18 protein-coding genes are annotated in these 22855 nt (G+C 33.3%); 9 read left to right on the top strand and 9 right to left on the bottom strand.

The window, feature by feature from the left end; genetic code table 11:
* Positions 1 to 162 precede the first annotated feature (162 nt).
* Together K8B81_RS17565 and K8B81_RS17560 are read left to right on the top strand one after the other, a co-directional pair.
* Positions 163 to 7347: an HYR domain-containing protein gene (locus K8B81_RS17565; RefSeq protein WP_223682856.1), complete on the top strand. Its 7185-nt coding sequence runs from the start codon at positions 163 to 165 to the stop codon at positions 7345 to 7347.
* Positions 7348 to 7350: 3 nt separating this feature from the next.
* On the top strand, positions 7351 to 8268 hold the full coding sequence (locus K8B81_RS17560; RefSeq protein ID WP_025572334.1) for a PorP/SprF family type IX secretion system membrane protein: 918 nt from the start codon (positions 7351 to 7353) through the stop codon (positions 8266 to 8268).
* 59 nt (positions 8269 to 8327) lie between these two features.
* Here the strand turns inward: K8B81_RS17560 and K8B81_RS17555 are convergent, their stop codons facing one another.
* Together K8B81_RS17555 and K8B81_RS17550 are read right to left on the bottom strand one after the other, a co-directional pair.
* A complete protein-coding gene (locus K8B81_RS17555) occupies positions 8328 to 8969 on the bottom strand; it encodes a response regulator (protein ID WP_223682855.1) in 642 nt (213 codons plus the stop codon).
* Between the two features lie 19 nt (positions 8970 to 8988).
* Positions 8989 to 11190, bottom strand: a complete 2202-nt coding sequence (locus K8B81_RS17550; RefSeq protein WP_223682854.1) for a tetratricopeptide repeat-containing sensor histidine kinase — start codon at positions 11188 to 11190, stop codon at positions 8989 to 8991.
* Positions 11191 to 11478: 288 nt separating this feature from the next.
* Here K8B81_RS17550 and K8B81_RS17545 point away from each other — a divergent pair, with 288 nt between their 5' ends.
* Positions 11479 to 12294, top strand: coding sequence for a M48 family metallopeptidase (locus tag K8B81_RS17545; protein ID WP_223682853.1), 816 nt, complete (start codon positions 11479 to 11481; stop codon positions 12292 to 12294).
* Here the strand turns inward: K8B81_RS17545 and K8B81_RS17540 are convergent.
* Positions 12284 to 12916, bottom strand: a complete 633-nt coding sequence (locus K8B81_RS17540) for a hypothetical protein (RefSeq protein WP_223682852.1) — start codon at positions 12914 to 12916, stop codon at positions 12284 to 12286. The genes K8B81_RS17545 and K8B81_RS17540 overlap by 11 nt on opposite strands.
* Positions 12917 to 12920: 4 nt before the next feature.
* A complete protein-coding gene (folP, locus tag K8B81_RS17535; RefSeq protein WP_223682851.1) occupies positions 12921 to 13745 on the bottom strand; it encodes a dihydropteroate synthase in 825 nt (274 codons plus the stop codon).
* 151 nt (positions 13746 to 13896) lie between these two features.
* Here folP and K8B81_RS17530 point away from each other — a divergent pair, with 151 nt between their 5' ends.
* The 6 genes from K8B81_RS17530 (at position 13897) to K8B81_RS17505 (ending at position 19498) form a co-directional block, all read left to right on the top strand.
* Positions 13897 to 14439, top strand: coding sequence for a DUF1599 domain-containing protein (locus tag K8B81_RS17530; RefSeq protein ID WP_223682850.1), 543 nt, complete (start codon positions 13897 to 13899; stop codon positions 14437 to 14439).
* Between the two features lie 82 nt (positions 14440 to 14521).
* Positions 14522 to 15622, top strand: coding sequence for a BT_3928 family protein (locus K8B81_RS17525; RefSeq protein ID WP_223682849.1), 1101 nt, complete (start codon positions 14522 to 14524; stop codon positions 15620 to 15622).
* Positions 15623 to 15812: 190 nt separating this feature from the next.
* The gene (gene porQ, locus K8B81_RS17520; RefSeq protein WP_223682848.1) at positions 15813 to 16832 is read left to right on the top strand and encodes a type IX secretion system protein PorQ; all 1020 of its coding nucleotides are present in this window, start codon (positions 15813 to 15815) and stop codon (positions 16830 to 16832) included.
* 9 nt (positions 16833 to 16841) lie between these two features.
* Positions 16842 to 17441, top strand: a complete 600-nt coding sequence (locus K8B81_RS17515) for a murein L,D-transpeptidase catalytic domain-containing protein (RefSeq protein WP_223682847.1) — start codon at positions 16842 to 16844, stop codon at positions 17439 to 17441.
* 35 nt (positions 17442 to 17476) lie between these two features.
* Positions 17477 to 18169: a (d)CMP kinase gene (cmk, locus tag K8B81_RS17510; protein ID WP_223682846.1), complete on the top strand. Its 693-nt coding sequence runs from the start codon at positions 17477 to 17479 to the stop codon at positions 18167 to 18169.
* Positions 18170 to 18235: 66 nt separating this feature from the next.
* Positions 18236 to 19498: a nucleoside permease gene (locus K8B81_RS17505; protein ID WP_223682845.1), complete on the top strand. Its 1263-nt coding sequence runs from the start codon at positions 18236 to 18238 to the stop codon at positions 19496 to 19498.
* Between the two features lie 75 nt (positions 19499 to 19573).
* On the opposite strand, the gene K8B81_RS17500 is transcribed toward K8B81_RS17505, so the two are convergent.
* The 5 genes from K8B81_RS17500 to K8B81_RS17480 are packed head-to-tail and all read right to left on the bottom strand — an operon-like array spanning position 19574 to position 22459.
* On the bottom strand, positions 19574 to 20044 hold the full coding sequence (locus tag K8B81_RS17500) for a nuclear transport factor 2 family protein (RefSeq protein WP_223682844.1): 471 nt from the start codon (positions 20042 to 20044) through the stop codon (positions 19574 to 19576).
* 48 nt (positions 20045 to 20092) lie between these two features.
* Positions 20093 to 20617, bottom strand: coding sequence for a hypothetical protein (locus tag K8B81_RS17495; protein ID WP_223682843.1), 525 nt, complete (start codon positions 20615 to 20617; stop codon positions 20093 to 20095).
* 15 nt (positions 20618 to 20632) lie between these two features.
* A complete protein-coding gene (locus K8B81_RS17490) occupies positions 20633 to 21103 on the bottom strand; it encodes a hypothetical protein (protein ID WP_223682842.1) in 471 nt (156 codons plus the stop codon).
* Between the two features lie 6 nt (positions 21104 to 21109).
* Positions 21110 to 21787 (bottom strand): peptidoglycan DD-metalloendopeptidase family protein, encoded by a 678-nt coding sequence (locus tag K8B81_RS17485; RefSeq protein WP_223682841.1) that lies wholly within the window; start codon positions 21785 to 21787, stop codon positions 21110 to 21112.
* A gap of 6 nt (positions 21788 to 21793) precedes the next feature.
* Complete coding sequence (locus tag K8B81_RS17480; RefSeq protein WP_223682840.1) at positions 21794 to 22459, bottom strand: spermidine synthase; 666 nt, start codon at positions 22457 to 22459, stop codon at positions 21794 to 21796.
* Positions 22460 to 22855 lie beyond the last annotated feature (396 nt).

Genomic DNA, 22855 nt, shown 5'->3' with positions numbered 1-22855 from the left:
TTTTAATTCAATGCAAAGGGGCATTTTGAAATTATTTTCAGAGTGTCCCTTTTTGTTTGAAAATCATTTGACTTTTACTATAAATCATTATTTATAGTGATGTGTAAAATTTCTATCGCATATATTTTTGTTTTTTTAAGAAGTTTAAACAATTAATGTGCAATGAGGAACTTTACACAAGCATTCAACAGAATATCCAAAATTTTTATCGTCTTTTATCTGCTTTTCGGAATATCAATTTCTTACAGCCAGAATAAGCCAACAGCTATAACTAATGAAAATTTGGAAAAATCATCTTCTGAAGGAACTATATACTTAGGTTCAAAAAAATCTCCAGTTTTTAATTTGGATAAGACAGTGATAAGTTCTAAGTCAGGACTTTTAAAAACTTCAAAAAAAGCGGCAGATACAGAAGCTCCGGTTATTATATGTCCGCCTAATCAGCAATTGGCCTGCGGTACTCTGGTTCCGAGTTACTTTCCTTTATTGACTGTTACAGATAACATTGATACTTCTATTGACATAACACAATTTCCTGGTCAGGGTTCGGATTTTTATGATGGAATGGAGATAAAATTTACAGCAACGGATGATGCAGGGAATAAAAGTGAATGTAGTATTATTGTTACGGCTTCTTCTCCTGATGTTACTCCTCCAACATTTACATGTCCTACAGGACTAACTTTGAACTGCGGGGATGTAATTCCAAATTACGCAACCAGCCCAATAATGAACTTAGATGATGATTGCAGTATTAAATTGAGTTACAAAATGACTCCGGGGGCAGGGACACCTTTTTATGACGGCATTCCGATTCAGATAGAATATTTTGATAAACCAGGAAACAATGGTAACAAGTCAGTATGTAATTTTATTGTTAAAATGGCAACTCCTGATGCTATAAGCCCAGTATTTGAGTATTGTCCGGGAACACAAAGCTTACCCTGTGGTTCCGTTTTACCAGATTACAGGACTTTGATAACAGCATCAGATAATTGTGTTGGAAGTTTAACAGTATCACAAAGTCCAGATGTTGGTACTGCTTTTACTCCGGGAATGACAGTTACAATGACACTTAAGGACGCAGCAAATAATGCTTCGACCTGCAGTTTTGTGGTAAACGCTTCCGCAGATACTACAAAGCCCACGATTACCTGTCTGGGAAGCCAGAGCCTTTCATGCGGTTCGGTTTTGCCTGACTACAGAAGTTTAATTAGCGCCACAGACAATTGCACTTCAAGCCCGACTGTTACACAAACTCCTGCAGCCGGAAGCACTTTTACCAACGGTATGACCGTAACGATGCGTGCTACAGATGCGTCAGGGAATTTTCAGACCTGCAGTTTTGTGGTAAACGCTTCCGCAGATACTACAAAGCCCACGATTGCCTGTCCGGGAAACCAGACATTGGCATTGGGAAGTTTGTTGCCGGATTACAGTAATTTGGTTATAGTAAGTGATAATTGTACTGGCAGTCCAACAATTACGCAGACACCGTCAGCAGGAAGCACTTTTACCGGTGGGATAAATGTGACTCTGAAGGCAACTGATGCTTCCGGAAATTTTTCGACTTGTACTTTTGCGGTTAATCCTACAGGAAGTGATTTGCCTCCAACCATAACGTGTCCTTCTAATATGGAATTATATGCTAATTCGACTTTACCTGATTACGTTTCATTTTTACCAACTGTAACAGATGATTTTACAGATATTTTTGATTTAGTTTTCACACAAACACCACCACAAGGAACTTTATTTACAGCTGATACGGATGTTACGATTACAGCGAAAGATGCTACAGGAAATATAGCATCATGTACTTTCCTGGTCAAATTGAAAACTGCTACAGTTTCTATCGATTGTAAAACGACTTCATTTAATGTTTCTAATCTTAATGGGGCAAACGGATTTACTATTTATGGAGAAAAGCTGACGCGAGAAACCGGTTTCAGTGTAAATAATGCCGGAGATGTAAATGGCGATGGCATCAATGATTTAATAATTGGTGCTAAGGGAAATTACGACCCTTGGTATGGCACCAAAAAAGAATATAAAATAATTAAAGGGGAAGCGTATGTAGTATTTGGTAAATCTTCAGGGTTTGCTCCGAATATTGATTTAGGATTATTGAATGGCAGTAATGGTTTTGCTGTTCGTAATGATAATCCAAGTACAAATTTTCCCTGGACCGGTTACGATGTTAGTAGCGCGGGCGATATAAACGGAGATGGAATTGATGATCTTATGGTTAGTGATCCTTACAGGCATTCCTCATATGGTGTTGAAATAGGGCATACCTACTTTATTTTTGGCAGGAATTCCGGTTTCCCTGCTGAATTTAATTTATCAACGCTCAATGGAAGTAATGGTTTTACATTAATTGGAGTATCTAATTACGAAAGCTCAGGCACAAGTATTGCCTCAGTTGGGGACATAAATGGAGACGGCTACGGGGACATAGCGGTTATAACCTCCGGATCTGGTGCAATAAATGGTAAGTGCTATGTAATTTATGGAAAAAGCGGTGGATTTCCAAAAGTACTTAGAACGAATGAACTTAACGGCACAAACGGATTTACTATTGAAGGAAATGCTGCAATAGGAAAAATTGGTCGATCAGTAGCTGGTTTAGGTGATGTGAATGGTGACGGAATTTCTGACATAGGAATTGGAAATTATAATGATTCAGTACAAGACCGTAAATATATTGTTTTTGGACGTTCTTCAAATTTTCCTGCAATTTTCAACATATCTTCATTAGACGGAAACAATGGTTTTGCGATACAAAACTCAACATCTCCTTTATCCTCTTATTCAGGAGTTGCAAAAGTTGGGGATATAAATAATGATGGTATAAACGACATCGCTATTACAGGCCGATATATTTTATTTGGCAGAACTGTTTTTCCAGCCCTATTCGATTTAAACAATTTAGACGGAACAAATGGTTTTACTATTAAAAATGCTAATATTGGAGAAAGTTTTGGCTTTGCCGGAGATTTCAACTCCGACGGAATTGATGATTACTTCGTTCAATCCTCAAGTGATCTGACAATTTTATTTGGGAAAAAAAACTGGACAGCCAATGCGGATATGTATGTAGAAAAAAAATTAAATATATCGTTTCCTTATAATTCGGAATACAGCGCAAATTTTGCAGGTGATATCAATAACGATGGTGTAAGCGATATTATTATCGGAACTGCTTTTAAATCATATGATCTTAAAATAAATCAAAATCCGGGTATGTCATATGTAGTGTTCGGAAAAAAAACTGCTGATACAGAAAAACCAACTATTACGAATTGTCCTTCTGATAAAATTTTAACCAAATTTGATCCAATTCCGGATTATACGAAAGATATAACAGTAACTGATAATTGTGATACTAAACCAGTTGTTACGCAATTGCCTTTGGCAGGAACTGTTTTTGATGGAACTTCTCAGGAAATTGTATTAACAGTTAAAGATGCTTCCGGGAATCAATCGGTTTGCAGTTTTAAGATTAATTCTTCAGGTGCTGATCTGCCTCCGGAAATTACCTGTCCCGGAGATCAGGAATTATATGCCGGTTCAGAAATGCCCAATTATGTTCATTTTTTAAGTGCAGTAAGCGATGATATTGCCAAACCACGGGAACTGATTTTTACTCAAACACCGGCAGCAGGGACGTTATTTACTGCAGATACAAATGTGACCATTACGGTCGAGGATAAATCAGGCAACAAAAGTTCTTGTTCATTTAAGGTTAAATTGAAAACAGGAGGATTTGATATAGATTGTAAAACAGCTACTATTAATATCAATGAATTAAATGGGGATAATGGATTTACAATTTTAGGGGAAGAGCCTGGCTCAAGAGTAGGTTTTAGTACAAGTAGGATTGGAGATATTAACGGAGATGGTATAGCCGATTTTATTATTGGAGCTCCTGGAGATTGGGGTTTTGGACAAGCTTATGTCGTTTTTGGGACAAAAACAGGTTTTCCTGCAAGTTTAAATTTAGCCAGTCTAAATGGGACAAAGGGATTCAAAATTATTGACAGCGATTTAACTCCACCAAGAAGAACTGCCTTTGAGGTGAGTGATGCTGGCGATATTAATGGTGATGGTATTAACGATTTAATGCTCAGTGATCCCAACAAGTATACCGGACCACTATTTCACGCAGGAAGAGTTTATATAATTTATGGAAAAACAACTGCTTTTCCGGCTCAATTTGATGTATCCTCTTTAGATGGTTCTAATGGTTTTTCTATCTTAGGTAAAACGAAAGATGAAGTTTTTGGTTATGGCATTGCCAATGTTGGCGATTTTAACAATGATTCTTTTGATGATATTGGTATCGTTTCTCATAATGAAGGCTCCGGAAATATAAAAAAATGCTATATTTTATTTGGACGCAGTACTAACTTTCCTTCTGTAGTAGATATAGAAAGTATAAACTCCTCTAATTCTTTTATTGTTGAAGGAGATATTGGAACAAATTTGGCTGGTATAGGAGATGTGAATGGTGACGGTATTTCTGATGTTGCTATTAGTGGTGATGATCAATTTAGATATATAGTCTATGGATCTGCGAGTCTTCCGGCAAAATTGAGTACAACCTCATTAAACGGTTCCAATGGTTTCAAAATTGAAAATTCTGCCACTCCACTCAAAACATCTTACTATTTTGAAATTAGAAGTGCTGGCGATATTAATGGTGATTCATATAACGACATTGGTATTAATAATTTTATATTGTTTGGAAAAAGCACCTCCACACCAGTAGTGGATTTAAAAGATTTGGATGGAACGAATGGTTTTAAAATGAATGGGAGCGAGTTTGAATACTTACATTCGTATAGTTCTTTCGGAGATTTTAATAAAGACGGTTTTGACGACTATCTTTTACCTTATAGCTCTAAAATCTATGTTATTTATGGAAAAGCAAATTGGAATCCCTTATTGGATATTTTCTCGCTCGATTCTTCTGAAGGTTTAGTAATAAATACACCTTATACATCAAAATATAGTTTGAGTTATTTAGGAGATGTTAATGGGGATGCTATAGACGACATTGGTATTGGCTCAACGAAGACGGTTTATGATTGGGTGCCAAATGCAGATACCGGACAAGTTCGTGTACTTTATGGAAAAAAAGTTGAGGACAAGGAAAAACCAACTATAAAAAAATGTCCTGCTAATCAGGTTCTGTCTGTGAATGATCCAATTCCGGATTATACCAAAATAGTTGAGGTAAAAGATAATTGTGATGTTAGCCCAATCATTACACAATTCCCAGCGGCAGGAACTGTTTTTAACGGAACCACTCAGGAAGTAACCATTACGGCAAATGATGCCAGTGGTAATATTGAAAGTTGTAAATTCACTATTGCAACTACAGTTATTGTAGATAACGAGGCTCCTGTTTTAATTTGTCCTCTTGATCAACAATTAGCTTGTGGAAGTGCTGTAATTTCAGATTATACAGCATCAATCACCGTTACAGATAATATAGATTCTTCGCCAGTCATTACGCAAAGTCCAATAGCAGGAAGTCCTTTCGTAGATGGAATGACGGTTACGATTACAGCCAAAGACGCTTCGAATAATGCCTCTGTCTGTACTTTCAAAGTAAATGTTGCTCCAGATGTTATTAAACCTATAATTACTTGTATCGGAAATCAGACGTTGTCTTTAGGAGAAGTACTACCTGATTATTCTGCTCAAATAGTAGCAACTGATGATTGTGACGCTTCACCGGTAATTACCCAAAATCCATCTGCAGGAAGTGCTTTTGTTGACGGGATGCAAGTAACTATGACTGCCAAAGATGCGTCAAATAACGAATCTACATGCATTTTTGTAGTGAATGCTGTTACAGATACTGAAGCTCCGGTTGTAGTTTGTCCGTCAAACCAAAAGCTTGAATGCGGTAGTGTCGTTCCGGATTATACAACATTGGTTACAGTAACAGACAATGCAGATCCATCACCTGTAGTAACGCAGAATCCAGTTTCAGGAAGTGTTTTTACTGATGGAATGACAGTTACCATTACTGCCAAAGATGCTTCGAATAATATATCAGACTGTAGTTTCAAAGTAAATGTTGCTCCGGATGTTGTAAAACCTTTTATCAATTGTATCGGTAGCCAAAGTTTATCATGTAGTTCAATTTTACCAGATTATACCAAAATGATAACGGCTGCCGACAATTGTGATCCTTCTCCTGTAATTACTCAAGATCCTTTGCCTGGAACTGCTTTTACGGACGGAATGACAGTTACAATTACAGCGAAAGACGCCTCTGGGAATGAATCTATTTGCAGTTTTACAATTAATTTAGCTGTTGATACCACCAAGCCGGTAATAACCTGTATCAGTAATCAAAGTGTGGCAGCCAATTCAATTCTGCCTGATTACGGAAATCAGGTGATAGTTACAGATAATTGCGATTCAAATCTCACCGTTATTCAAATCCCTGCAGCCGGTGTAACAGTTAGTGATGGTATGACAGTCCAGATGAGTGTGTCTGATAATAGCGGAAATACATCTGCCTGTTCTTTCGTAATCAATACGATTGATACTGATACACAAGCTCCGGTAATTACCTGTTTGCCTAATCAAAAAGTAACTTGTAATGTAACCAAGGTGCCTGATTTTACCACAAAAGTTTTGGTAACAGATAATAAAGACCCAAAACCTGTAATAAAACAAAATCCTCCTGCAGGCAGTGTTTTTACGGATGGGATGAATATAACGATCACTGCTACAGATGCCTCTTCTAATAAATCGGAATGTTCGTTTAAGTTAAATTCAGATGTTGTAGTTGTAGATGCAGGAAATGATATTGAAATAAAACAGGGAGAGGTTGTACAACTAGAAGCTGTTGCCACAGAAGAGGGAACTTTTAAATGGAGTCCGGTAAAAGGAGTAAGTAATCCATCTTCTTTTAATCCATTTTTTTCTCCTGAAGAAACAACAACATACACAGTTTCTTTCACTAACAAGGGAGGCTGCGTAGCACATGATTCTGTTGTTATTTCGGTTATACCGAAAGAAAAAGATGAAACAAAATATGGCTTTTCTCCAAATAGTGACGGTATAAATGATTTCTGGCTGATAGACGGCATTACCGAATATCCAAAAAATGAAGTGTCGATTTATAACAGCTGGGGCGATCTGGTTTTTCAGGCAACTGGTTATAACAATACAACAATCGTCTTTAGTGGCCTTGCCAATAAAAAAAGAAACCTGGGAGCAGATGAACTTCCTGAAGGCACATACTTTTTTGAAATCAAACCAAATTCATCCACACATCATTTCAAAAAACTAAAGGGTTACCTTGTTCTAAAACGTTAATTAATGAAAAATAATATCAGTATATTTTTTACAGTCATCATTATAATTGTGTTTTTAAACACAGTTAAAGCCCAGCAAACACCAGTTTTTTCGAGCTATAATTATAATGCAGTCTTACTAAATCCTGCCCATGCCGGTTATCATGACAAAACAGACGTTGTAATGACAGCAAACGGGTATTTCAATTCTGTAGAAGGCAGTCCCAGGAATATCGATATTTCTGTAAATACTTTAACTCGTTCAGAGAATATAGGACTTGCCGGTGGTATAGCCCATAATCAGATTGGGGTTACTTATACCACTAATTTTTTTGCTTCATATTCGTATAAGATTTTTTTTCACGAAGATTATAAATATGGAAAGTGGTGGACATACGACCCTAATATCATATCATTCGGAATCACAGTCGGAGGACAGATTTATGATGAGAATTTAACGAAACTAGAAATTGAAAATGATCCGGAATTTCAGGAAAATGTCCACAGTTTTACTCCAACGCTCGGAATAGGTTTTTTATACAACAGAGACAGAATTTATTTTGGTTTATCAGCACCCAATTTATTAAGCGGAACTTTCAATACTCAAAACAATACCAAATTAAAAAATGTGTATTACAGCTATTTTGGCTACCGGATCTTTACTGATTTATTTGAAGATATACTGATAAACCCAAGTTTTCTGGCTAAATATGTTGATGGTGCACCTATACAGGCAGATTTGAATGTATTGGTAAACTATAAAAACAAATTTGAATTTGGAGGAGGCTATCGCTCTTCAAACACATTAAATTTCCTGGCTGGCTTTCATTTATCAGCAAATGCAAGATTAATATTTACTTATAACAAATCTCTTGAAAGCGTTGTCCTTCCGGATACTTATGGAGTAGTATTTAATTACCGTTTTGGAAAAGGTTTTGAATAACAAAATACCTATTATACTTCCGAATCATATGAATTATTATATGATTCGGAATTTTTTGATTAATCAACAAGCCCATTTTCAACCGCATATTTTACCAGACCAGCGGTATTTTTAGCATTTAGTTTAGATAATAAGTTACGTCTGTGTGTATTAACCGTATTTAAACTTATAAAAGTTTTCTCTGCAATTTCAGCCGTATTGTATTCATGCGCAATTAAAATCAATATTTCTTTTTCGCGTGAACTCAATTCGACCAGGTTTGAAATTTGCTTTTCTATTTTATGGCTGTTATTGCGGTATTGCTCTTCTACTTCTTCAGAAAAATAATTTTGGCCGGCAGCTACATTATAGATGGCTTCCAATAATTCAGACTTTTCTGCATTCTTAAGTAAATACCCATTTACACCAATTCTGATTAATCTTGAAATTATTTTGGCATTGCTATGGGTACTAACAATTATAATTTTAATAAAAGGATATTCTTTTTTTAAAATTTTGCTCAATTCAATTCCGTCCATTTCCGGCATACTGATATCAAGTATTACCATGTCTGCGCTTTGAATTTTTAAAATATTCAAAACCTCAATACCATTTACTGCTTTGCCTATTATTTTAATTCCGGATTCATGTTCAATCAGGGATACGATTCCTTGTAAAAACATAGTGTGGTCATCAGCAATAATGAGTTTTAATTTTTCCATTAATATTATAGCTTGGGGGTTATAGTTTAGTCAGGTTATCAAGTTGTTTTTTTACATTAATTCCTTTTTTTGCATCATTTCCTGTTTTAGTTGATGAAATGGGAATTTCAATATTAGCTATGGTGCCTCTTTTTACTTTTGAATCCATTATAAAAGTACCATTTAATTCGATTATTCGGTTTTCTAAATTCAGAATACCAATTCCGGGTTTATAATTTTTAGGATTAAATCCAATACCGTTATCTTCAAATAAAATATTAAGTATATTTTCGACAAGATTAAGCTGTAAATCTATCTTCGAAGCTTTTGCATGCTTAATTGTATTGGTCAAAAGTTCCTGTATTATTTTAAAAATTTCGATTTGGATTTCTTCATCTAAGGTGTCTATTTCTTTCTTTGGATATACTGTGAAATCTGTTTCAATAGTACTGGCTTCACCAATATTTTTAAAATAAGATTCTAAAACTTCACAAAATTTATGATGTGTAAATTTTTTCGGAATCAATGTATGCGATAAATTTCGAACATGATCATATGTTTCATCTAATAAGGCAGTAAGATTTTTTATTTTTGGCGAACTGGAAATTACTAAATGATTTAATTGAAGTTTTATTGCCGCTAAATTTCCACCAATGCTGTCGTGCAATTCCTGAGAAATCCGTTGCCTTTCCTTGTCCTGACCGCTTATGGAGGCCTTAATTAATTTTAATTCCTGATCTTTTAGAAGATTATTGATATTCTGAGTGCTTATTTCAGCTTGTTGGGTATTTAATAAACGCTGCGTTTTAAGTCGTTTGTAATATTGAATTAATAAACCAATGATCGGAATTAACACGATAAGAAAACCAAAAATAGTCAGTAGCCTGGTTTCTTTTTCCTGCTTTATTTGTAATGATTTTAATTGTTGATCTTTTTTTAGCAAAGATATTTCGCTTAGTTTTTTTTGAGACGAATTCTGAAAAAACAATATGGTGTTTTCGGTTATTTTTTGGGAAATTTCTTCCTGAAGGTTCATGTTCTCAATAGCTTCCTGCTGTTTTTCGAGTTTGAGCTTTTTAGTAGTGTTGTCAAATTGTAAAAACCTGATTTTTTTTTCTCTTTGCGCAGTTTTGTATTTGATTTCCAGTTCGTTGATTTCTTTGGTCTTCTGGATTTTATTTACAGAATCTTTTACTTTAGTAGATTTTGTCAGGTATTCAAAAGCACTTTTGTAGTCTTCTTCTAAAACTGCAATTTTTTTAAGCTCATCATAAAAATTAACCTGGTTGTCTAAATAACCGAAATCTATGGACTTCTGAAGTGCGTCAGAAAAAATTAGTTTTGCTTCCTTGTAGTTTTTTAAATCAATATAGGTATCGCCAATATTGCCACGGGCAACTAAGCCAATCTGGTTCAGTTCATTTTTATCAGCAATGGAAATTACTTCATGGTACATTTTTAATGCATCAGTCGTTTTTTGCTGTAATTGATAATTTGTTCCAATACTGAGCGCAATCACTGCTTTTGCCTGCTGATTGTTGGTCTTTTCGCTGAGTTGTTTTCCTAGATTGTAATAATAATTACCCTTATCATAATCTTTTGAATCTGAATATATATCCCCCAGATTAATATAACTTCCTAAGCGTATCTCATCATCTTTTTTATATTCTAAGCATTCTTTATAGGACTTCAAAGCATTGGTTTTGTCTCCTAATGCCTTGTAAACACTGGCTAATCCATGGAGGTGAGTATAGTATAAATTGTTTTCTTTATATTTTTGGGATGTCTGAAGACCTTTCAGATGCCATTTTTTGCTTACCTCAAATAAGCCTTTCTTTTTATAATTCTGCCCCATTAAATTATATCCCAGGGAAAGAAGTCTGTTCTTTAGCGAGTCGTTACCAATTTTTGCGTGGAAATTTAATGCCTGATTTGTATAATAAATAGATGAATCTAATAGGGCTCTTTTATTATAATAGTAAGCTTGTAATAAAATAAGGCTGGCTATATTAGATGGATATTTAGCTTTTTCTAAAAGAATCTTAGCGTTTTTAAGTGCTTTTTTTTCCTCTCCGCTATTATACAAGTTGTAAGAAGCAGTAACAGCTTTTTTTTCTTCAGCTTCAGGTGATTTTTTTACATTCAAAAAAGATTTTTTATTATTTCCGTCAATTTGTGCAAGCAAACTGAGCGGCAGCATAACAAAAATAAATAAAAAATGGCATTTGAAACTGGTTATCATACGATGAGGTTAAGTAATAAAAGACTTATGTTGTTGTATTTGTGTTTGTTGTAATTTAAAATTTATTATTTTTAAGGAGCTAAATTTACCACAAATGGATTTAAATCATCCTTTTTTATGTAAAAAAATACGCCCAATTAGTTAAATAAATCAGTGATGAATGTCGTTATGTAGGTAGTCTAATCTTATCAAAAAAAAAATTAAAATTATAGTAATTATTTGACGAATTTTATAATATTAAAAATTTAGAATGATATTAATTTTACATTAATCAAACATATATTTATCATGAAAAAACATTTATTTATATCGACTTTTGTAATACTTTTAGTTTACTCATGTGCAACAAATCCTATCACAGGAAAAAAAGATTTAAACTTTGTTTCTAATAGCGAATTATTTCCATCATCTTTCCAGCAGTATGATACTTTTCTTAAGGAGAATAAAGTAATTTCAGGGACAACTGATGCAAAAAGAGTTGAAACTGTTGGTTATAAAATCAAAGCGGCAGCTGAAAAATATTTAACTTACTTAGGCCAGTCACAATATCTTAAAGATTACAGATGGGAGTATAAGCTGGTCGAAAATAAAGAGGTAAATGCTTGGTGTTTACCAGGAGGTAAAATTGTAGTTTATTCAGGTATTTTGCCAATTACACAAAATGAGTCGGGTTTGGCCACAGTTATGGGGCATGAAGTTTCTCATGCTTTAGCAAACCATGGCGCCCAAAGAATGAGTGCGGCACAATTGCAGCAGTTAGGAGCAGTTGGTGTAGCGGTTGCTACCGGAAATCAAAGTGCGGAGAATCAGGCCATGTGGCAAAAGTATTATGGAATAGGTTCAGAAGTAGGAGTAATGCTTCCTTTTAGTAGAAGCAATGAAAGCGAAGCAGACAAAATTGGGTTAACTCTTATGGCAATAGCAGGCTACAATCCGGATGATTCTATCGCATTTTGGACCAGAATGTCGGCTAAATCTGGAGGTTCAGGAACTCCTGAATTTTTAAGTACACACCCTTCAGATGCTACCAGAATTGCCAACCTTAAATCTTTAATTCCGCAGGCAAGGGAAACAGCTGCAAAAGTGGGAATTATTAGAATATAAATTCTTCCTGATCGGTATTGAAATCGTAAATAAGTTTTTGAATCAGGATTTTATTTTGGATGTATTCCTCATAGCTCATGTTTTTGTCAAATAGTAAGACAATTTTGGGCTTTACAGCGTAATCCATTCTATTAATAAAATTTAAAATTTCAGACTTCGGAATAGCAGTATTGTCAATTGAAACCATATTGTTCATTTTTCTAAAGCGAAGAATGACTTTATCATTTTCAGTTGACTTTTCTGTTTTATAATACACTTTAGTGAAAGGTAAAAAAGCTAAATTCTTTCCAACAGAATCGGCGTAGGAATAATAATTCTGCGCCTTTTCATTTTTATGGGCACTGCCTGCACGTTTATTTTCCTGAAGTTTTATAACTTGAGGAATTACTAATTTTAAAGGCAGACGTTTATCAATATTGAAAATCCAATTGGTTGAAATAATACTGTTTTTTCGGTTCACTTCAGCGATTGTATCTTTACCTTCGGTTTTAAAGAAAATATAAATAGGTGAGTGGTCCTGTACATCTGTTACAATCGAAATATTTGATTTTGGTAATAAGACGTCTTTTTTTTCTTCACATGAAAAAAGAACAAAAACAAAAAGTATAATAAGGTATTTCATTTTTTTATAAATTCAGTTTATTAAACAACTTCACACATTCAACAGCTTCTTTAACATCGTGAACACGAAGGATTTTTGCACCTTTTGTTAAAGCAATCGTATTTAGAAATGTTGTTCCGTTTAAAGCTTCCTGTGGAGTAATATCCAGCGTTTTATAAATCATTGATTTTCTTGAAACACCTGCTAAAACCGGTAATTCTAAAAGATTAAAGAGTTCCATTTTTTGCAGCACTTCATAATTTTGGTCTGTTGTTTTAGCAAAACCAAATCCAGGGTCCAGAATCAGGTCATTAATACCCATGCTTCTTGCTTTAGATATTTTTTCAGAGAAATAAAAAAGCATTTCTTTTACAATATCATCGTATTGTGTCAGGTTTTGCATGGTCTGAGGGTTTCCACGCATGTGCATCATAATGTAAGGAACGTTGAAGTGCGCAATTACCTCAAACATTTTATTATCTAATTCTCCTGCCGAAATATCGTTTATAATGACCGCACCATTTTCTATACTTGCTTTTGCCACTTCTGCTCTAAAAGTGTCTATTGATAATAATGTCTCAGGAAAGTGTTTTAGTATCAGTTCTATAGCAGGAGCAATTCGGTCAATTTCTTCTTGTTCAGAAACGAATTCAGCACTTGGTTTACTTGAATAAGCGCCAATATCAATAAAATCAGCTCCTTCAATTAACATTTTTTCGACTTGTGAAATAATGGCTGACTCGTTTTTATATTTTCCGCCGTCAAAAAAAGAATTTGGGGTTACATTCAAAATTCCCATTACTTTTGGAATCGACAAATCAATCAAACGGCCTTTACAGTTAATAAACATTTTGTTTAATTTTTATTTTTTCAGCTTTAAGCTTCAGGTTGCGGGATTAACAATTTGTTTAGAAAAAACTTGAACAAAGAAAACCTTAAACTTGAAACTATTTAATTTAATCCTTATTTTTGAACAAATTTTAGCAAATATACACCAATAAATGAAGAATACTTCTCAAGAGTTTGATAATGTCATTGCGATCTGCCGTACGTTATTTATTAATAAAATGAAAGATTATGGGAGTGCATGGCGTATTTTAAGACTGCCATCATTAACAGATCAGATTTTCATAAAAGCGCAAAGAATCAGAAGTTTGCAGGAAAATGAAATCCGAAAAATTGATGAAGATGAAAAAGGGGAATTTATCGGAATTATAAATTATTCGATTATGGCGCTGATTCAGTTAGAATTAGGTGTTGTTGAACAGCCTGATCTTGACGTTGAAAAAGCAACTGAGTTGTATGATGCTAAAGTTAAACTGACTAAAGATTTAATGGAAGCCAAAAATCATGATTATGGTGAGGCCTGGCGTGAAATGCGCATCAGTTCATTAACCGATTTGATTCTTCAGAAACTGCTTCGTGTAAAACAGATTGAAGACAATAAAGGGGCAACATTAGTTTCTGAGGGCATTGATGCCAATTATCAGGACATGATTAATTATGCTGTCTTTGCCTTAATTCTAAATCCTATCAATAAATAAAATGCCAAAACTTTAAATCTTAATTCAATTTTAAAATTGAGATTTGGAGTTTGAAAATGGGATTTTTAAATTTAATATTTTTATGAAAAACATCATTACCCAATTCTCCCGAATATTTGTCGGCGTACTTTTTATCATTTCCGGATTAATTAAACTGAATGACCCGGTTGGTTTCTCTTATAAATTAACCGAATATTTTAGTGAACCGGTTTTCAATATGCCATTTCTAGCTCCTTTTGCATTAGGATTAGCGATCTTCTTAGTGATTTTAGAGGTAGTTTTAGGCGTAATGCTGTTGGTTGGATATAAAACAAAAACGACAATTTGGAGCTTACTGGTTTTAATAGTTTTCTTTACCTTTTTGACTTTTTATTCGGCTTATTTTGATGTAGTAAAAGATTGTGGTTGTTTTGGTGACGCATTGCATTTGACACCTTGGGAATCGTTCACAAAAGATGTCGTTTTATTATTTTTTATTCTGATTTTATTTTTTAATCAGAAATTAATAAAACCATTATTTTCAACACCGCAAACTAATTTTGCAGTTTACTTAAGTGTTGTTTTATGTGCTTTTATGGCAGTTTGGGTTTTAAATCATAATCCAATCAAAGATTTTCGTCCTTATAAGGTAGGAACCAATATCGAAAAAGGAATGGAGATTCCGGAAGGCGCCCCGAAATCTGTAGTTGAAATGATTTTTATCTATAAAGTAAATGGTGTTGATAAGGAATTTACCGAAAAAGATTTAATGAATATTCCTGAAGGAGCGACTTTTGTTGACCGAAAAGATAAGGTAATTACGGAAGGGTATGTGCCGCCAATTCATGATTTTACAATGACTAAAGATGGGTCAGATTATAAAGAAGAGTTACTAAAAGAACCAAAATTGCTGATGTTTGTAACATATGATTTGGCTTTATCAAGTCCTGATGGTATGAAAGAGTTAGAAAAAGTGTACACTGAAGCAAAATCAAAAGGATATAAGGTAATTGGTATGACCGCTTCAAATGACGAAATGATTGCAAAAACTAAAAAGCAATACGGCTTAAACATTGATTTCTATTTTTGTGATGCCACTGCTTTAAAAACAATTGAAAGAGCTAATCCAAGCATTGTGGTGGTTCAAAATGGTACTATCGTTCAAAAAGTGCATTATAATGATGTTGACGAATTAAAGTTGTAATGTAGGAAAAGCGAATTTATGCTCATAAATGTTTCATAATTAAATTGTTATTGGAATTTCTTTTTTTGTAATTTTGTTCGGGATTACAAAACATAGGCAGGTTTTAAGTTATATTTTAAAATTTTTATGTTTCATAATTATAATTTTATCTCCATATTTTCGTTCTGATAAAGACTAGCTCTTAACATACATGTTGAAAAAAAATATTTTGTTTTTTTTGTTTATGAATTTTTCTCTGTCTTATGGACAAATTGGTGGGCGATATGCCTATCAGTTTTTAAATTTGACAACTTCACCAAGACAGGCGGCGTTAGGAGGAAAATCGATTACAATTTACGACGAGGATGTTAATCAGGTCATGTTTAATCCGGCAACTTTAAATGCAGATATGGATAATCATCTGGCAATGAATTACGGCAATTACTATGGGGAAGCTTCTTATGGAACAGCTTCTTATGCCTATACTTACGACAGACATTTGCAGACATTTTACGCCGGAATCGGCTATATAAATTACGGTACTTTTGAAGGATACGATGAAAATGGTCAGGCTACTTCAGATTTTACCGGTAGCGAGGGAGCTCTTTCGGTAGGTTATGCATACAATATTCCCTATACAGACATTCATATTGGTGCAAACGCAAAATTGATAACATCCACTTTAGAAAGTTACAATTCCGTTGGTGGTGCGTTAGATTTAGGTTTTTTGTTCATTGATGAAAGAAATGATGTAAACTGGGCATTGGCAATACGAAATATAGGTACCCAGTTTACTACTTATTCCGGAATAAAAGAAAAATTACCGCTGGAAATTATTGCGGGTGTTTCGCAAGAATTGGATCATGTGCCTATCAGATGGCATTTGTCTCTGGAAAATTTACAGCAATGGAATATTTCTTTTTCTAACCCTGTACGTGGACAAGGGAATATTGATGGTTCATCTGAGCCGGAGAAAGTCTCCTTTGTAAACAATGCTTTGAGACATGTGGTTTTGGGAGTAGAACTTTTTCCTAAAAAAGCATTCAATATTCGATTAGGTTATAATTTCAGAAGAGGTGAAGAATTAAGAATTGAAGAACAGCGTAATTTTTCAGGAGTTTCATTAGGTTTTGGATTAAAAATGAATAGGTTAAAATTTAATTATTCATATTCTAAATATACATTAGCAGCAAATACAAGTCTTTTTGGTTTAAATATTAATCTTCAATAATGATTTTAAATGAGAATATTTAATTTGATTTTAGTTTTAATAGTATCAGGTGCTTTTATCAGTTCAAAACCTTACTTTAAAGATGTACCTAATAGCCTCGAAATAGAAAGAATTAATTTTAGAATTGATGAAATGAAATCAATGCTGAAAGTTAATTCTAAATACAATTCTAAAATTGCTTTTTTTGTTGATATGAGAATTCCATCCGGGAAAAATCGTTTTTTTGTTTATGATCTTCAAAACAATAAAATAATAGATCAGGGACTTGTAGCTCATGGATGTGGTTCTGAAACCGGAATAAAAGGAGACTTGAAATTTAGCAATGCACCTAATTCAAACTGCACTTCATTAGGAAGGTATGCTATTGGAAGTAATTACAATGGAATGTTCGGAAAAGCATATCGATTGTCCGGACTGGATGAAACAAATAGTAATGCATACAAAAGAGCAATTGTCTTACATCATTATTCGGCTGTTCCATACGAAGAACAAGATCACTATATCAGCCGTAGTCATGGTTGCCCAATGGTGAACGAACAGTTTTTCAAAAGAATTGAAAAAATTATTGATTCTTCAAAATCAAACATCCTTTTAGATATTTATTATTAATATATAATAAAATTATTTTAACTAAAATTACCAACTTGAGAAATATTACTATTGCTATTGACGGCTTTTCATCAACCGGAAAAAGCACTTTAGCAAAACAATTGGCCAGTAAACTTGCTTATGTTTATGTTGATACCGGAGCAATGTATCGTGCAGTTGCTCTTTATGCAATGAATAACAATTTTATTAAGGCTGATTTTTTTGACAAGCAAGCCTTAATTGATTCACTTCCTAAAATTCAATTAGAGTTTAAATACAATGCTGATTTAGGTTTTGCCGAAATGTACCTGAACGGTGAAAATGTCGAAAAACAAATTCGTACCATTGAAGTTTCCAGTTTTGTTAGTAAAGTTGCTGAAGTTTCTGAAGTTCGTTCAAAATTAGTCGAGCAACAACAGGAAATGGGAACCAACAAGGCTATTGTAATGGATGGAAGAGATATTGGAACGGTAGTTTTTCCAACAGCAGAACTTAAAATATTCATGACAGCCAGCGCTGAAACCCGTGCACAAAGACGTTTTAACGAATTGCAGCAAAAGGGGGATAATGTTTCTTATGAAGAGGTTTTAAAAAACGTTGTTGAGAGAGATTATATAGATACGCACCGAGAAGATTCTCCTTTAATAATTGCTGACGATGCGATAGAAATTGATAATTCCTTTTTAAATAAAGAAGAACAATTTGCGGCTGTTTTAGAGTTAGTAAACGAAGTTGTTAAAACTGTTTAATTCTTTGTAGATTTCATTTTTAATGGTAGTTTTACCGCTTCATTTATTTATTAGACAAATACTACTATGGATATAAAGCTGAGACTTACAATCATGAATTTTTTCCAGTTTTTTGTATGGGGAATATGGTTGATTTCATTAGGAGGTTATATGGGACAGGTCTTTGGTCCTTTAGAAGGAAGTAGTATTGGCTTATCAATTGGAAGAACATATGGCTCAATGGGCTGGGCGAGTTTGTTCATGCCGGCTTTGCTGGGGATTATTGCAGATAAATACCTTAGCGCTCAAAAAGTATTGGGAATTTCGCATATTATTGCTGGCATTGCAATATATTTTGCGACCAAAGCAACTAACTCTACAGAGATGTACTGGATTATTTTTGCAACGAGCTGCTTTTATATGCCAACCATTGCATTAAATAATTCTGTAAGTTATGCTGTCCTAAATAAGTTTAGTTTTGATGTTCAAAAAACATTTACTCCAATCCGGGTTTGGGGAACAGTTGGTTTTATAATTGCGATGTGGGTAACGGATCTCACTGATTGGAAATCAAACACGCTTCAGTTTGTTTTTGCTTCAGTATCAATGATTATTACAGGGCTTTTTTGTTTTACTTTGCCCGATGTACCTGCTGAAAATAAAAACAGCAATCAGTCACTGACCAGTAAATTTGGTTTGGATAGTTTTGTACTTTTTAAACAGAAGAAAATGGCAATATTCTTCGTTTTTGCAATGTTGTTAGGTGCAGCCCTACAAATCACCAATATGTTTGGTGATACATTTATAAGAGATTTTGGCTCTAATCCTGAATATCAGGGTACTTTTGGGGTTGAACATTCTGTTTTTATTATTTCGTTATCCCAAATTTCAGAGACTCTTTTTATCCTGACCATTCCGTTTTTCTTAAAACGATTTGGAATTAAACAAGTTATGATTTTTAGTATGATTGCGTGGGTATTGCGTTTTGCTCTATTTGGAATAGGAAATCCCGGCTCCGGAGTTATTTTCCTGATATTATCGATGATAGTATATGGTATGGCATTTGACTTTTTCAATATTTCGGGCTCATTATTTGTGGAAAAACAAACAAACAGTAAAATTAGGTCAAGTGCCCAGGGTTTATTTATGTTAATGACAAATGGTGTAGGAGCCATAATTGGAGGTGAAATGGCAGGGCGTACAGTAAGTTATTTTACTATTGGTAATAAAATTCAATGGTCAAGTGTCTGGTTTTCATTTGCTGCTTATGCATTTGTAATAGCAATAGCTTTTGCAATTTTATTTAAATACAAACATGATCCAAAAGAGCTGGAAAATTTAGAACATTAATTAGAAAGAAATATATAAACAAATAATCCCACTTCTTTAGGTGGGATTATTTGTTTATAATTTTAAATAGAATTTTTATTGAGCTTCTTGGAATTTTTTAAGTGAAAGCAGTGCCTGTTCTCTTATTTTATTTTGGAAAAATCCTGTCCAGCCTAATAAATATCCGGTAATTCCGAAAGCTTGTTTCGACCATTTCCATACATCAAAATTATCGGTATGTTTGATAATCAGGCCATCCTGGAAAATAAATTCAGCAGAAACCTGATTAACTACCTTTCGATTTGTCTTACTAAATTTATAAGTGGCAACCCATCGTGCAGATCCGGAAAATTCATCTGCTTTTATATTTGAAAATTCGATTTTAATATCTCCTTTACTTTTTAAAAGCAACATTTTCCACATTTTAGACACTTGTTCTTCTTTTAGAAGACCAAAGGCTGGATCGATAAAATGTACATTAGGATGGTAACATTCAATCATCGTTTTAGCATCTGCATTTGCAAACGCAGTATAAAATTTAGCAATTAAGTTCTCGTTAGGATTCATTATGACAAAATTAGACTATAAAAGTAAGATTTTTTCTGGTTTAATATTTTATAAAAGACTAATTGCTGCAGCTGTGTCAAAAGTTTTTTTCGATTTGTCAAAAGCAGTTGAAAAATAATTTTTTCTGTTCACTGCTGTAAAATAGCCTGTCTGATTTCCAAAAGTATCAGCATTACCGGTTAGTATAAATCTGATGGCATAAATATCCGTTTTTTTTAATTTCAAAAATTCTGCAGGAGTAAAATAATAGTAAGAAGTAGTTTTTCCTTCTTCACTCTCTTTAACATTTTTATCCACACATGCAATTACATCAGCATTGACTAAATCGACATATACGCCTCCTGCAATTTTGGTTTTATCATTTCCTGTTGCAATCGTTAATTTTAGAATTCCGCCTTTATCAGTTTTTGCTATCTGTACTTCAATTTCTCCTGTAAGAATATATTTTTCACAAATAAAAGTATAGCTTTCAGTTGCAGGAAATGGTTTTGAACCTTTTACACTTATGGTTTGCTGTGCATTCGTAAAAAATGAAATCAAAAGAAACGAAATGAAGGATAATTTTAAATTCATAAGTGTATCAGTTGTTTAATTAATGTTAATATCAAATTTTTCATCCCAGTCCATTGATTTTATAGCAGAAATTAAATTGTTTTCGTTTACAAAAACACGGAGTTCTTTATTGGCAACTTTTTTTGTGTACAAAGCGCGATATCGATAGATGGTTTCGTTTTTAGATTTATAAACGCCTTCTAATTTCAAATCAATAAAGCTTCCGTAGTATTGTCGAAATCTTAAACAAGTCTTAGTTAAACGTTCTTCAGTGGTGTTCTCCATAACCGATTTTGTTACTTCTGTTTCATTAAAGGGTTTGAACTTTGATGTATTGCACGTTTCAAGAACTCTTTTTCCTAATGAATAAGCTTTGTTTTCCTGACCTGAATTTATTTCGGTTTCTAAAACTTTTTTAATTTTTAGATCTTCAGTACTTCTGCTTACTGTTTTAGATTTGCAGCCTATTAATAGCAACAAACATATAATCAATCCTGCTTTCTTCATAACTATTTATATTATTTTTAATAAAAAATTGGGATCGGGGCAGTTTTCTATATAAAAATTTAAATCATTTTTGTTGCAGACACCAGGATAATCGCCCCAATAATCTTCTATGTTTTTAATAATTTGGAAATGTAAATGCGGAGCGTAATCTCCGTTTACTTCTGAATTCCCAATGTTTGCCAAATATTCTCCTTTTTTAAAAAAATCCCCAACACTAATCCCTTGTAAACTTTCTAACGATAAATGTCCGTATAAAGTATAAAATTTTTGATTTTCAATTTCATGTTCGAGAATTATGGTTGGGCCATAATCACCTAATCCAATGTTGTTTTTAAAACTATGTATTCTTCCATCCAGAGCTGCTAAAATGGGGGTTCCTGCTTTTGTCCAAAAATCAATACCAAGATGAATATTGCGTTCCGGAATCATATCGTTTTTAAAAATGGAACTTCGTTGGTACAAATTTCTTTTTTCAATGTAACCGCCGAAGGCTACTTCTGCATTATTTTTTTTTAGATAATCATTAATGTATTTTTCAAAATTATCTGAATTCCCTAATTTTTTTTCGGTTAAATCCAGGTTATTTAGAGATAAGTCTAAAGTTACATATTTTGAATAATCAATACTAGAGTTAATAATCTTAGCAGGTGAGATGTTTTTTATTACAGAGCAAAGAGAGTTCATAATTGACTAAGCAACTTTTTCAATGATAATTAATTCGTTGTGCTGCTCTACACGAGGCAGCATTTTAGTAGTATATAATTCAGCGTTAATTTCTGAAATGTATTTGCGATTTCTGATGTTATGTTTTTCATCTAGTATCATAGTATTAAACAGGATAAATCCCTGTTTTTTTAATAGAGATAAAACCCTTTCACTAAAAAAACGCTCAAATAAAAAGTTGGGCATATTAGTATCTTCAAAAATATCAATGATAATGAGATCGTATTGGTTTTTAGTTTTTAATACAAATTCAAAAGCATCATCTATAATGATTTCTAATTGTTTAATTTGAGAAAGATTAAAGTATTCATTAGCAATCTGAATCATATCTGCATCAATTTCAACTCCTGTTATTTTACCTTTAAATTGAATTTCATCAATCAGGGTTTTTATTACACTTCCGCCGGCAACTCCTAAAACTAAGATGTGATTCATTTTCTGAATGGTTTCAAAACCAATATTTCTTAAACCATATCTTAAGATTCGCTGCAAACTTCCATATGAATAATTGGTATTTTCAGAATCTAAAACCAATTCACCATTTGCCCATGTTACCTCAATCATTTTACTACGTGACGATTTTTTTTGAAATATTTTAATTGGTATTAAATAACTAAATACTTTTCGAATCATTTTTGTGCTTTTACCAAATTTACCATTAATTTTTTTTATTCTGTATCTAATATTGAATTTTGATGAAGTAACTATTGTATAATTTTATTTTCTAAAGCTAATAAGCTGTAAAATAGTTAGATCGAAAATGTTGAAATAAATTAAGATTTTATTTAGGAATTTAAGAAATGTAGTAGGTGAGTTGTTGAGTTTTCCGAGAGGGATAATAAGGACTGTCACGTCTGGGTTGATTTGAAAAGAGATTTTTATTACCCGTTGGGTGAAATTATTTTTTTTGAGTTAATCATTTAGCTTCTGTATATTTATGCCTTTAAAATCAACTACTATGGAAGTATTTCAAGGACAAAGCATACTAAACTTTATAAAAGAACTGCCGGATGATGAAGCTTGCAAAGC

Source organism: Flavobacterium hibisci (genome assembly GCF_020026925.1).
Lineage (GTDB): Bacteria > Bacteroidota > Bacteroidia > Flavobacteriales > Flavobacteriaceae > Flavobacterium > Flavobacterium hibisci.
The sequence above is the reverse complement of the archived record's forward strand: the minus strand, read 5'-3'. Positions and strand labels throughout refer to the sequence as shown.

Bases quoted from the DNA above. Each gene is read 5' to 3' on its own strand.
- K8B81_RS17550 (WP_223682854.1), bottom strand. From the start codon at position 11,190: ATGATAACCAGTTTCAAATGCCATTTTTTATTTATTTTTGTTATGCTG.
- K8B81_RS17480 (WP_223682840.1), bottom strand. From the start codon at position 22,459: ATGATTCGAAAAGTATTTAGTTATTTAATACCAATTAAAATATTTCAA.
- K8B81_RS17565 (WP_223682856.1), top strand. From the start codon at position 163: ATGAGGAACTTTACACAAGCATTCAACAGAATATCCAAAATTTTTATC.
- K8B81_RS17495 (WP_223682843.1), bottom strand. From the start codon at position 20,617: ATGAATTTAAAATTATCCTTCATTTCGTTTCTTTTGATTTCATTTTTT.
- porQ (WP_223682848.1), top strand. From the start codon at position 15,813: ATGTTGAAAAAAAATATTTTGTTTTTTTTGTTTATGAATTTTTCTCTG.
- K8B81_RS17525 (WP_223682849.1), top strand. From the start codon at position 14,522: ATGAAAAACATCATTACCCAATTCTCCCGAATATTTGTCGGCGTACTT.
- K8B81_RS17500 (WP_223682844.1), bottom strand. From the start codon at position 20,044: ATGAATCCTAACGAGAACTTAATTGCTAAATTTTATACTGCGTTTGCA.
- K8B81_RS17530 (WP_223682850.1), top strand. From the start codon at position 13,897: ATGAAGAATACTTCTCAAGAGTTTGATAATGTCATTGCGATCTGCCGT.
- K8B81_RS17490 (WP_223682842.1), bottom strand. From the start codon at position 21,103: ATGAAGAAAGCAGGATTGATTATATGTTTGTTGCTATTAATAGGCTGC.
- K8B81_RS17540 (WP_223682852.1), bottom strand. From the start codon at position 12,916: ATGAAATACCTTATTATACTTTTTGTTTTTGTTCTTTTTTCATGTGAA.
- K8B81_RS17485 (WP_223682841.1), bottom strand. From the start codon at position 21,787: ATGAACTCTCTTTGCTCTGTAATAAAAAACATCTCACCTGCTAAGATT.
- K8B81_RS17560 (WP_025572334.1), top strand. From the start codon at position 7,351: ATGAAAAATAATATCAGTATATTTTTTACAGTCATCATTATAATTGTG.
- K8B81_RS17545 (WP_223682853.1), top strand. From the start codon at position 11,479: ATGAAAAAACATTTATTTATATCGACTTTTGTAATACTTTTAGTTTAC.
- K8B81_RS17555 (WP_223682855.1), bottom strand. From the start codon at position 8,969: ATGGAAAAATTAAAACTCATTATTGCTGATGACCACACTATGTTTTTA.
- K8B81_RS17515 (WP_223682847.1), top strand. From the start codon at position 16,842: ATGAGAATATTTAATTTGATTTTAGTTTTAATAGTATCAGGTGCTTTT.
- K8B81_RS17505 (WP_223682845.1), top strand. From the start codon at position 18,236: ATGGATATAAAGCTGAGACTTACAATCATGAATTTTTTCCAGTTTTTT.
- folP (WP_223682851.1), bottom strand. From the start codon at position 13,745: ATGTTTATTAACTGTAAAGGCCGTTTGATTGATTTGTCGATTCCAAAA.